Annotated in this window: 9 protein-coding genes and 1 pseudogene; 3 read left to right on the top strand and 7 right to left on the bottom strand. The window is 70.0% G+C overall.

Translation table 11 applies throughout. The annotated features are described in order from the left end of the window. Positions 1 to 135 precede the first annotated feature (135 nt). From ABD830_RS32570 to ABD830_RS32555, 4 genes and pseudogenes are all read right to left on the bottom strand, one after another. Positions 136 to 1089: pseudogene (locus tag ABD830_RS32570) on the bottom strand (RNA polymerase sigma factor); the annotation flags it as partial. Between the two features lie 216 nt (positions 1090 to 1305). Further along, positions 1306 to 1629, bottom strand: a complete 324-nt coding sequence (locus ABD830_RS32565; protein WP_344993124.1) for an MmcQ/YjbR family DNA-binding protein — start codon at positions 1627 to 1629, stop codon at positions 1306 to 1308. Next, complete coding sequence (locus ABD830_RS32560; protein WP_344995967.1) at positions 1596 to 2681, bottom strand: winged helix DNA-binding domain-containing protein; 1086 nt, start codon at positions 2679 to 2681, stop codon at positions 1596 to 1598. The genes ABD830_RS32565 and ABD830_RS32560 overlap by 34 nt, the downstream gene beginning before the upstream one ends. A gap of 66 nt (positions 2682 to 2747) precedes the next feature. Continuing rightward, the gene (locus ABD830_RS32555) at positions 2748 to 3788 is read right to left on the bottom strand and encodes a winged helix DNA-binding domain-containing protein (protein ID WP_344995964.1); all 1041 of its coding nucleotides are present in this window, start codon (positions 3786 to 3788) and stop codon (positions 2748 to 2750) included. Positions 3789 to 3809: 21 nt separating this feature from the next. Here ABD830_RS32555 and ABD830_RS32550 point away from each other — a divergent pair, with 21 nt between their 5' ends. Continuing rightward, the gene (locus tag ABD830_RS32550; RefSeq protein WP_344995962.1) at positions 3810 to 4976 is read left to right on the top strand and encodes a cysteine desulfurase-like protein; all 1167 of its coding nucleotides are present in this window, start codon (positions 3810 to 3812) and stop codon (positions 4974 to 4976) included. Positions 4977 to 5035: 59 nt separating this feature from the next. Here the strand turns inward: ABD830_RS32550 and ABD830_RS32545 are convergent, their stop codons facing one another. Further along, positions 5036 to 5365: a hypothetical protein gene (locus ABD830_RS32545; RefSeq protein ID WP_344995959.1), complete on the bottom strand. Its 330-nt coding sequence runs from the start codon at positions 5363 to 5365 to the stop codon at positions 5036 to 5038. Positions 5366 to 5454: 89 nt separating this feature from the next. Next, positions 5455 to 6180 carry an AfsR/SARP family transcriptional regulator gene (locus ABD830_RS32540; RefSeq protein ID WP_344995956.1) on the bottom strand — a complete coding sequence of 242 codons (726 nt, stop codon included), beginning with the start codon at positions 6178 to 6180 and terminating at the stop codon, positions 5455 to 5457. A gap of 149 nt (positions 6181 to 6329) precedes the next feature. On the opposite strand from ABD830_RS32540, the gene ABD830_RS32535 reads away from it, so the two are divergent. Next, positions 6330 to 7985, top strand: a complete 1656-nt coding sequence (locus ABD830_RS32535; protein ID WP_344995953.1) for an acetolactate synthase large subunit — start codon at positions 6330 to 6332, stop codon at positions 7983 to 7985. 134 nt (positions 7986 to 8119) lie between these two features. Next, on the top strand, positions 8120 to 10027 hold the full coding sequence (locus ABD830_RS32530) for an AfsR/SARP family transcriptional regulator (protein WP_344995950.1): 1908 nt from the start codon (positions 8120 to 8122) through the stop codon (positions 10025 to 10027). Here the strand turns inward: ABD830_RS32530 and ABD830_RS32525 are convergent. Continuing rightward, positions 10004 to 10357 carry a hypothetical protein gene (locus ABD830_RS32525; RefSeq protein ID WP_344995947.1) on the bottom strand — a complete coding sequence of 118 codons (354 nt, stop codon included), beginning with the start codon at positions 10355 to 10357 and terminating at the stop codon, positions 10004 to 10006. The two genes, ABD830_RS32530 and ABD830_RS32525, sit on opposite strands and share 24 nt — an antisense overlap. Positions 10358 to 10471 lie beyond the last annotated feature (114 nt).

Raw genomic sequence — 10471 nt, 5'->3', positions numbered from 1 at the left:
CGTAGCCGACCTGGTGGACGAGGCTCGAACGGGAGCGTTTCACGCCTGGGAATCTAGGACAGCGCCCCTGGCCCTCACCTGCCTTGGGCGACAGTCTTGAGTCTCCGTTTGCACAGCCTTTCAGACAGGGGAGGGTCAGCTCAGGTAGTCGCGCAGCGCCAGGGAGCGGGACGGGTGGCGGAGCTTGGACATGGTCTTGGCCTCGATCTGCCGGATGCGCTCGCGGGTGACGCCGTAGACGCGGCCGATCTCGTCGAGCGTCCTCGGCTTGCCGTCGGCCAGGCCGTACCGCATGCTGATCACCCCCGCCTCGCGCTCGGAGAGCTGGTCGAGCAGGGCGTGCAGCTGCTGCTGGAGCAGGGTGAACGAGACCGCGTCGGCCGGGGAGACTGCCTCGGTGTCCTCGATGAGGTCGCCGAACTCGCTGTCGCCCTCCTCGCCCAGCGGCATGCTCAGCGAGATCGGCTCGCGACCGTAGCCCTGGACCTCGATGACCCGGTCCACGTCGAGCTCGGTCTCCTTGGCGATCTCCTCCGGCGTGGGCTCGCGGCCGAGGTCGCTCTGCAGCCGGCGCTCGACCCGCGCCACCTTGTTGATCAGCTCGACCATGTGCACGGGGATGCGGATCGTCCGGGCCTGATCGGCCATGGCCCTGGTGATGGCCTGCTTGATCCACCATGTCGCGTACGTGGAGAACTTGTAGCCGAGCCGGTAGTCGAACTTCTCGATCGTCCGGATCAGCCCCAGGTTGCCCTCCTGGATCAGGTCGAGGAAGAGCATGCCGCGGCCGGTGTAGCGCTTGGCGATGGAGACGACCAGCCGCAGGTTGGCCTCCAGCATGCGGCGCTTGGCCCGCGTGCCGTCGTCGGCGATCCACTCCAGATCGGCACGTAGATCGGCGGACAGGCCCGGCTCGGTGTCGAGCCGCTCCCTGGCGAACAGCCCGGCCTCGATGCGCTTGGCCAGCTCGATCTCCTGCTCGGCGGTGAGCAGGGGCACGCGCCCGATCTCCTTGAGATACGCCTTCACCGAGTCTGCGCCGACGGCCGTGCCACCGTCGGCGACGTTGTCGTCGAGTTCGAGAACCTCTGCTGCTTCGGACAAAACACTCTCCTCGCTCGCTTTGGACACACGACGCTTCGAACGTGGGTCAGAACTGAACGTGATGACCGTGGGCGATCGCCACCTTGGGTTTTCGACGGACGGGGAAGCGGCGGGCCGTGCGGACCGCCTCTGACCACGCTACCCAACGGTTGCAGGTACGTGGCTCCGAGCGGACGGATGATTCGCGGCATCGGCCTGCCGTCAGCGGGGCAGCGACGCCACGTAGTCGGCGGCCTCCGTCAGCAGGCGGCGCCAGACGTCCTCGTCCGGCGACCGCAGCGCCACCCACTCCCGCATCCGCCGTGCCCCCATCACCATCACCTCGGCCGTCCCCTCCTCCACCAGCTCCCGAGCCCGCCCGGCCGGGAGCTTGAGCACCACCCCGTCCTTGGACTTGGCGAAGAAGGCGTAAACCTTGCCGTTGACCTTGAGCCCCTCGGCGTGGAACATGCGCCCCAGGCTCACCTCGGGACGGACGAGATGCTCCATGATCAGATCGTCGTAGAGCTCCTGGGCGGCAGCCATGCGATGCTCCCCTCCTCGACACCCGCGAAGGCCATCAGGCGTGCCCCCTCCACGGCCAGCTCCTCCATCACGCCGTCGGGCAGCGGGCGGAAGGGCTCGACCGTCAGCACGCCGTTCTTAAGGTCCCACATGCCACCGACAGTTCCGTCGACGAGGAAGGTGGGGTAGATGACGGCTCCCACGCAGATCGCCTTGCGCTGGTCGGCGGTCATCAGGCGGCTCCGGTCGTGGAAGGCCACGACGAGGTTGTCGAACCAGGGCAGGAACCGTACGGGAGCGGGCACGTCCTCGGCGGCCAGCGGAGCATCCGGGAGGTCATAAAGGACACGACCCTCGATGTCATGAAATTTCCGTAACAACGGCATCTCTTCCACCACTGACCGCAGCCGCGTCAGCCCCGACCACATCTGCATGTCCATGACGCTCGCCGGCCCGAACGCCGCCAGATACCGCACCACCAGCCGCTCCACGGACGGCGCCGCCTCCAGGGACCGCCCGAGCCACTCCTCGGCGAGCGCGAACGGCGTGGCCCCGCGCCTCCCCCAGATGCCGTTCGGCGGCGTGTGCACGACCGGCACCAGCGCCTGCGCCGACCACCCCAGCGCCGCCGCGTCCGCCGAGGGCCACCGCTCGTGCAGCAGGTCGCGCAGCTGCGACCGGGTGAGCGTGCGACCGGCCAGGTGCTCGCGGGAGAGCTTGGTCAGCTCCTCCACGTCGACGTCCCGCATCATCCGGTTCCATGCCCCCTGCCTGCGCGAGAACATCGCCTGCAGCAGCGGCCGGATCCACAGGTAGTCGTCGGCCGAGACCAGATGCTGGGTGACGCGCAGCAGCGATCCCCGCACCACCTGCTTCCCGTACAGCAGCGCGGCCAGGTCGGACTGGGTGAAGGAGGCCAGGCGCGACCACAGCCCGATGTACGGCGCGTCGATGTCCTGCCCCTGCACGGCGACCAGGCGCTCGACGGCCTCCAGCGCGGACAGGGACGAGCGGGTGAGCAGGAGCTGGCGGTCGAGCGTGGTACGGGCGAGGACCCGCTGGTTGAGGATCATACGAGAAGCGTACGGAGCAATGCGGCAAGGTAGCTTCCGCATTACGCAGCTCACGACGGCCGGAGGTCAGGCCTCCAGCTCGAGGGACGGGGCCGCGTCGGGCTCGGCGAAGGCCAGCAGCCGCAGCCCCTCCTCCTCGAGCAGGTCCAGCGGGGTCGAGGTGAACGGGCTGATGAGCAGCTTGGCCCGCTTGCCCGCACGCTTGATCTGCCATGTCCCGGCCGCGAAGCCGTCCACCAGGTAGACCGCCTTGACCCGGAGGTTCTTGGTGGCGACCAGGCCCTTGTACTCGTCGGCCAGCACGCGGGTCCGGTCGGCGTGGCCCAGGATCAGGGTGTCGAAGTCGGGCAGGAACCGCACGGGAGCGGGCGCCTCGCCGCCCGGCCTGGGCGCGTCCGGCAGGTCGTACAGCTCCCTTCCGGTGCAGTCCTTGATCCTCTCCAGGTCCATGCCGGACATGATCGGCTTGAGGCCGCGCAGCCCGGACCAGGTCTGCACGTCGGCGGGCGTGGCCGGGCCGAACGCGGCGAGGTAGCGCCCGATCAGCGTCTCCACGCCGACGGGTGCCAGGGGGACGCCGGGCAGGCCGAAGGCGGACTCGCGCGGGAAACTCCACCGGTCCTCGGTCGGCACCATGATCAGCGGGGTGAGCAGGCGCACGGTGTATCCGAGCGCCCGGTCGTACGCGCCGGGGAACTCCTCCAGCAGCCGGGGCCGCAGCTCGTTGAAGGTCATCGGCCCCGCGGCCAGCAGCCGGTCGGCGGCGGCCACGACGGCGTCGAAGTCGAGCCCCTCGAAGCGGCGCGCCGCGACCTCCAGCGCGGGCCGCAGCAGCGGCCGGAACGCGGCGAAGTCGGCGGCCGTCACCAGGTGCAGCGTGGCCCGCCACATGGTGGCGCGCACGAGCGTGCGCGCGTGCAGCGCCGTGTGCAGGTCGTCGCGCGCGAACCCCGCCAGCCTGGACCACACCCCGAGGTACGGGGGCCGCGGCTCCTGGGCCTGCAGCCCCACCAGGTGGTGCACAACGTCCGCCACGTCACCCTCGTGCCGCTGGAGAAGGTGCTGGCGTGCCAAAGTGGCCCGGTTGAGGTCCCTGAGGGTGAGCATCTACCTATCATGCCTTTCCCTGTGGAATCGGTACGTTCCTCTTATCCGGCCTTGGCCGACGGCTTCGCCTACCTCGACGGCGCGGCCGGCACCCAGACCCCGCGATCCGTGATGGACGCCGTCTGCGCCGCCTACCGGACCGGCATCGGCAACGTCGGCGGCGCCTTCCCCGCCAGCCACCGCTCGGACGCCATCGTGGCGGGCTGCCGCGCCGCCGTGGCCGACCTGGTCGGCGGCCACCCGGACGGCGTCATCCTCGGCCCGAACATGACCACCCTGACGTACCGGCTGGCCAGGACCCTCACCGGGCCGGGCGACGAGGTGGTGGTCTCCAGGCTCGACCACGACGCGAACGTCCGCCCGTGGACCCAGACCGGCGCCGGCGTCCGCTGGGCGGAGGTGGACCCGGTCACCGGGGAACTGCCGGTCGAGCAGTACGCGGAGCTGATCGGCGAGCGTACCCGGGTGGTCGCGGTGACGGCGGCAAGCAACATCCTCGGCACCCGCCCCGACGTGCCCGCCATCGCCGAGCTGGCGCACCGGGCGGGCGCGCTGATGTACGTGGACGGCGTGCACGCCACCCCGCACGGACCGGTGGACATGCGCGCGCTCGGCGCCGATCTCTACGCCACGAGCGCGTACAAGTGGTCGGGGCCGCACATCGGCGCCGTCGTGGCCGACCCGGCGCTGCTGGAGACGCTCAGGCCGGACAAGCTGGCCTCATCTCCCGACACGGTGCCGGAACGGTTCGAGACGGGGACGGCGGCGTTCGCCGACCTGGCCGGGGTGACGGCGGCCGTGGACCACCTGGCCGCCCTGGTGCCCGGTGCGGGCAGCCGCCGCGAGCGCCTGCTGGCCTCGATGACCGCGGTGGAGGAGCACGAGCTGGGGCTGTTCGCGGGGCTGATCGAAGGGCTGGAGACGATGCCGCACGTCACGGTGTACGGCAAGCCGGCCAGGCGGACCGCCACGGCCTACTTCAACGTGGCCGGCCACACCCCGCGCCAGGTGGCCGAGCATCTGGCCGGGCTCGGCGTGAACGTCTGGAACGGCCACAACTACGCCTGGGAGCTGACCGGCGCGCTCGGCATCCGCGACTCGGGCGGGGCGGTGCGCGCGGGCCTGGTCCACTACAACGACCGCTCCGACGTGGAGCGGCTGCTCGACGGCGTGGGCCGCCTGGCATGAGCGAAAGGGGGGGACCCCACCCGGCGGCGGCGGGGTGGGGTCCCGTCCATGGGCGGAGGTTACTTGGTCATCGGGGTGCAGCTGTGGAACCCCTCGTTGTAACCGTCCATGAATCCGCGCTGGTAGTAGCCACCACCTGCGGTGCGCCGGAGGTTGTACGGCGCCTTGGCCCTGCAGTCGGCGCGACCCTCCGTGAAGCCGGTGGTCCTGCCGCGGTTGTACTGCTTCTGCCTGTCCTTGGGCGGCACGGGCGCGGCGTGCGTGCTGGTCTGCACGCTGGTCGCGGTCGTGTCCGCGAGGGCCTGGGTGGCCGAGGCCGTGACCGGTCCGAGAGCGACAGCGGCGAGAAGCGCTGGACCAGCCAGCATCAGACTCTTGTTGATGCGCATCCTGGTCTCCCTTCCTGTCACCCACAGCGTGGCCGGGGCCGTGTCACCGCGCCGTGATGGCGGCGTGACGGGAGCGTCACCGGCCCGGCTCAGCGCTCTCGCCTGGCGCGCAGAGCCGCGACCAGCTCGCACAATCGGGGGGTCGGCTGGAGGCCGAGTTCGGTGCGGAGATTTCGCTCGTACAGCTGGAAATAGCGCAGCGCCTCCACCTGGTTACCCTCCGCGAGATGGGCCTCGATGAGCGCGGCGCAGGCGCTCTCCCGCAGCGGCTCGGCGTGCGCGGCCACGCTCGCGGCCGTGACCGCCTCGGCGAACCGCCCCTGCCGTACGAAGATCGCCGACAGCGCCTCCAGGGCGTGCAGCCGCAGCTGGTGCCACTCGTCCGCGGCGGCGAGGACCCACTCCTCGTACCAGCCGGGCAGCAGGCCGTCGGACAGCACCTCGACGGACCGCGTGCCGACCTCGCTCTCGCCGAGTTCGGCGGTGCGATCGAGCAGGCGCTGCGCCAGCGCCCGTGCCTCGTCGAAGTCCACGCCGGTCTCGGGGCACAGCCCTATCTCGGTCGTCCCGACGTCGAGCATCCGCCGCCCGGCGCCGTCGAGGCGGGCCAGCGCGGAACGCAGGTTGGCCTGCGCGCGCTTCTCCGGCGCGTCGGGCCAGAGCGTGGTCGCCATCACGCTCCGGGGCACCGTCCTGCGGCTGATGGCGAGGAATGCGAGCAGACGTTCGGACCCGCTGGAGACGGCGAGCTGCTCACCTCCGGCCAGCAGCCGGAAGCCTCCCAGAAGCGTCAGACAGAACGGTCGCTCCACCATCTTCCGGTCCCCTCGTGGTGCGGGATCAGTGCGGGGAGCCGCTCTTCACTTACCCGCCGGCCACCGGAATGAACGGCGACCCTCCGGTGCTTGCAGGGACGACGGCGTACAGGGTCATACAGGGTCATACAGGAAAGAAGGCGTGTCCCATGTCACCGCAGGCCGACGCGGCCCGGCTCATCGTGCAGGCACTGGAGGCGGAAGGCGTCGAGTACGTCTTCGGCATCCCGGGCGAGGAGAACATCCACTTCGTCGACGCGCTCCAGCACTCCTCCATCCGCTACGTGCTCGTACGGCACGAGCAGGGCGCGGCGTTCATGGCCGAGATCTACGGCCGGCTGACCGGCAAGCCCGGGGTGGCCTCGGCCACGCTCGGCCCTGGCGCGATCAACCTGCAGCTCGGCGTGGCCGACGCCACCACCAACAGCACGCCGGTGGTGGCGATCACCGCGCAGGTCGGGCTCGACCGCATCTACAAGGAGTCGCACCAGGTGGTGGACCTGGTGTCGCTGTTCCGGCCGATCACCAAGTGGGCCGAGCTCGTGCCGTCGCCGCAGGCGCTGCCCGAGATGATCCGCAAGGCGTTCAAGACCGCCCAGACCGAACGTCCCGGCGCCGTCTACCTCGCCATCCCCGAGGACGTCGAGTCGGCGCCGGTGCCCGCCGGCCTGAGCCCGCTCCCCGTGAACGTGGTCCGGCCCCAGGACCCCTCCCCCGCCCAGATCGCCCGCGCGGCCGACGTGCTGGCCACCGCGCGCCGGCCGATCGTGCTGGCCGGGCACGGCGCCACGCGCGCCGGGGCCGCTCCGGCGCTGGTGCGTTTCTCCGAGCGGCTCGGGCTGCCGGTGGCGACCACGTTCAACGGCAAGGGCGTCTTCCCCGACGACCACCGGCACGCGCTGGGCGCGGTGGGTTTCATGCGCCACGACTACGTGAACTTCGGGTTCGACGAGGCGGATGTGCTGATCAGCGTGGGGTACGAGCTCCAGGAGTTCGACCCGGCCAAGGTCAACCCGCTGCGGGACAAGAAGATCATCCACATTCACCGGTTCCCGGCCGAGGTGGACGACCACTATCCGGTGACGGTGGGCGTTCAGGGGGACATCTCGCGGTCGTTGCACGCGCTCGGTGACGCCGTGCACCGGCGCTTCGAGATGAACGGCACCGGGGAGAAGATCCGGCGCATGGTGCGGGAGGAGCTCGAGCAGGGACGTTCGGAGGACGGGTTCCCGCTGTCGCCGCGCCGCGTGGTGGCCGGCATCCGCGCGGCCATGGGGCGCGAGGACATCGTCCTGGCGGACACGGGGGCGGTCAAGATGTGGATGGCCCGCATGTACCCGACATACGAGCCCAACACGATGCTGGTCTCCAACGGGCTGTCGTCCATGGGCTTCTCGGTGCCGGGCGCGCTGGCGGCCAAGCTGGCCTTCCCCCATCGTCGCGTGCTGGCGGCGACCGGTGACGGCGCGTTCCTGATGAACTCGCAGGAGCTCGAGACCGCCGTGCGGGAGCGGATCCCGTTCGTGGTGCTGGTGTGGGTGGACGGCGCGTACGGGCTGATCGAATGGAAGATGGACCTGGAGCTGGGGCGCGACTCCAACGTCACGTTCGGCAACCCGGACTTCGTGAAGTACGCGGAAAGTTTCGGGGCGCGCGGCTATCAGGTCACCAGCGCTGACGAGCTGCTGCCGACGCTGCGCAGAGCGCTGGCGGACGACGTGGTGTCGGTGGTCGCGGTGCCGGTCGACTACTCGGCCAACCTGGAGCTGACCGACAAGCTGGGGGACCTCACCGGCCCCTTCTGATCCTGTCCCGTCCCTGCGAGCTGCGACTTTGCGCTCAGACGCAAAAGTCTGGAACGTACCGGCCCGTTGCGGCACCCTGGCCAGGCACCGGCGAATCGCTCGCCCTGGTGTCGATGAATGGGCGCGGGTGGTACATGCGGTTACAGGTCCTCGGGCCGATACGGGTCTGGACCGGCTCAGACTGGGTCTCGGTCCCCGGCTCTCGCCCCCGGACCCTGCTGGCCCTGCTGACGATGGGGGCCGGAAGGCCGGTCACCACAGCCCACATGATCGCCGAGCTGTGGCCCGCCAAGCCTCCCACGACGGCGGCGACCCTGATCCGCGGCTACATCCTGCAACTGCGCCGCGCGCTCGGCGGCCTCGCCGGCGAGACCGTCCTCACCCGGGCGTCCGGCTACGAGTTGCGCTGCGCCGCCGACGCGACCGACGTCGCCCGCTTCGACGCCCTGACGGCGCGGGGGCGGGCGGCGCTGGCCAAGGGCGCCGCGGAGGAAGCCCATCTGCTCCTCACCCAGGCGCTCGCGCTGTGGCGCGGGGAGCCGTACTCCGACGCCCTGCTCACCACGGCGGTGAGCGCCGAGGTGAGCAGGCTGGACGAGCGCCGGCTGACCGCCACGGAGGCCCGCATCGAGGCGGGCCTGCTGCAGGGGCATGGTCCCGAGTTGATCCAGGAGCTTCAGGGGCTGACTGGCGAGCATCCGCTGCGGGAAGGGCTGTGGGGGCAGCTCATGCGGGCGCTGTACGCGGCCGACCGCCGCGCCGACGCCCTGGAGTCCTACCGGCGGGCGCGACAGGTGCTTGTGGAGGAACTCGGCCTCGAACCCGGACCTGACTTGCAAGAGCTGCACCATGCCATCCTCGAGGGCCGGTCCTTGCCGGGTCCGGGAGCGTCCGCTCGTCCCGTGGCCATCCTCAGCGCTGGGCAGGAGGGCCCCGCCTCGGCATCGCCGCCCCTGGAACTGCCCCGGGACGTTCCGGCGTTCACCGGCCGGCAGAAAGACCTGGCCTCATTACAGCGGCGCATGACCGGCTCTGACGGGCCGGGAGCGGTCGTGATCACCGGGGGCGGCGGCATGGGCAAGTCGGCGCTGGCCATCCATCTGGCCCATCTCCTGCGCAACCACTTCCCCGGCGGGTGCCTCTACGTCGACCTGCAAGGATCCCGCGAAACTCTGAAACCCCTCCAGCCCGCCGAAGCCCTGGGGCGCATGTTGCGGGCGCTCGGTGTCGCGCCGTCGGACGTGCCGACGGAAACAGCCGAGGCGGCCGCCCGTTTCCGGTCTCTTACGACGGACCGTGGCATGCTCGTGCTCCTGGACAACGCCGTGGACGGCGCCCAGGTCGCACCCCTGCTCCCAGGCGAGCGGTGCGGGGTCGTGTCAACCAGCCGGCGTTCCTTGACAAGCCTGGGCCATGCCGTCCACCACCTGAACGCCCTGTCCGAGCAGGAATCGCTGACCATGCTCGGCGGCCTGGCGGGCGACGACCGCGTCGCCGCCGAGCCGGACGCGGCTCTGCGAATTGTCCGCTACTGCGAAGGCCTCCCTCTCGCCCTACGCATCGTCGCCGCCCGCCTGACGTCCCGCCCACGCTGGCCCCTGCGTTGGCTGGCGGACAAGCTGGAGAACGAACAGCACCGCCTGGACGAGCTTCAAGCAGAGGATCTGTCCCTTCGCTCCTCCTTCGCCGTCAGTTTGCGTGACCTGGAGGGCGACCCCAGCCGGGAAGATCTGACTCGCTTGCTCTGTCTTCTGGCCCTTTCACGCCACCTCCATGTGACGATCCCTCTCGCCGCCACAGTCGCCGACACAGCGCTCGACCAGACCGAAGAGTTACTCGACAAACTCCTCGACGCCCGCCTCCTGGATTCCCCCGAACCGGGCCGCTATCACATGCCCCACCTCCTACGCCTGTTCGCCGAGAAGCAGGCCGTCCACCACCACATTTCCCACAAATCCGAACCTGCCCATCAACCGCGCAATGCATTGCTAGCGGCGATGGAGCAGGAAGACTCAGCGCTACAGCTGATCCCGAATTGCTAGCCAGGCATCAATCTCGCGACGTGTCCGGCTGGTCGTCACCGCGGAAGAGACCCACGGAAGGGCAGACAAGATTAGTTCGACGTCCTGCAATGCAGTAAATCCGACATTTACCTCGTTATCCACAGAGAAAGCCTGCCCGACGGGCGCATAGAAATCATCGTCGGCGGCCATGTACTCCGATTTCCTGGCTTCAGAGTCCACGATCGCCTGTTCACGCGAGATAGGCATTCGATTGAGCGCCCACTCAGCAGCTCCGTCCGGCGTCAGAAGCTCAGGCAGGCCGGCGACCGGCGGGTCGAAACGGAGCGCCACGGCTGCGAGTCGCAGCATCCAGTACGCCCCCACGGGCGGCCTGATCTCGCCCCTGGCGACCGCCAACCTGACGACCTCCACGCCGAGCTTGAAGTCGCGGCTCCGTCGGCTTGGAGCCACCTCCCTAAGGGG

Origin of the sequence: Nonomuraea helvata, assembly GCF_039535785.1 — a bacterium.
In the GTDB taxonomy this organism is placed as follows: Bacteria; Actinomycetota; Actinomycetes; order Streptosporangiales; family Streptosporangiaceae; genus Nonomuraea; species Nonomuraea helvata.
This window is presented reverse-complemented; position numbering and strand designations above follow the sequence as displayed.